Origin of the sequence: Parabacteroides sp. AF17-3 (assembly GCF_003635445.1) — a bacterium.
Lineage (GTDB): Bacteria > Bacteroidota > Bacteroidia > Bacteroidales > Tannerellaceae > Parabacteroides > Parabacteroides goldsteinii.
Map to the genome: position 1 here is coordinate 1 of NZ_QTMM01000050.1, position 664 is coordinate 664.

1 pseudogene is annotated in these 664 nt (G+C 51.7%); it reads right to left on the reverse strand.

What is annotated here, in order from left to right:
- A pseudogene (locus DWW91_RS27505) lies at positions 1-664 on the reverse strand (hypothetical protein); the annotation flags it as partial.

A 664-nucleotide genomic window follows, 5' to 3' on the forward strand; every position in this document is an offset into this window, starting at 1 on the left:
AATTTTACCCCGAAAGACATAACCTTCACTTTATCTGTTACGTTTGAATTCATCATGCCATTATAAGGAATACCCTTTCCTACCGTCATGTTCCCATCCGGATGATAAGATGCAGGAGTGGTTAATAACCCCTGGTCTTTCTTTTTCTTCATGTTGGTGAAACCGTAGTCGATGTAGCCGCCCAACAACAGGTCGGTGTCTTCGCCCAGGGTGAACAGGAAACCGAGTTCGGCAGTTCCGGCTACGCCCAGTTTCAGTTTGTTCTTTCCGCTCCAGTCCAGCTCGCGGCCGGGATCGTTGATCGTGCCGAAGCCGTGGTGAGGAACAGGCGCCTCCGATGGAGAACCCACGTCGGAAGGGATATGGGGGTAGTAACCCGAAACATTCAGTTCGCTGGCTGTATTGCCTTCGACCTTGTATTTGGCTTTGACCGGAATCTGCAACTTCACTCCCAGGCCGGCGTACATGCCCCATTTTTCCTCTTCGCCGAAATGGGTCTGGTACATTGCCAACAGCGGGATATCCAGCAGGAAGGCGGTCTGCTTCTCTTCCAGATTCTTCAATCGGGCACGCAGTTCGAACTCACGCGGGTGGCCGGAGAAGTCATCGTCGTCGGTCATATTGCCCAGTTTCATGTATTTATCGTCGGACATATCACCTGTCA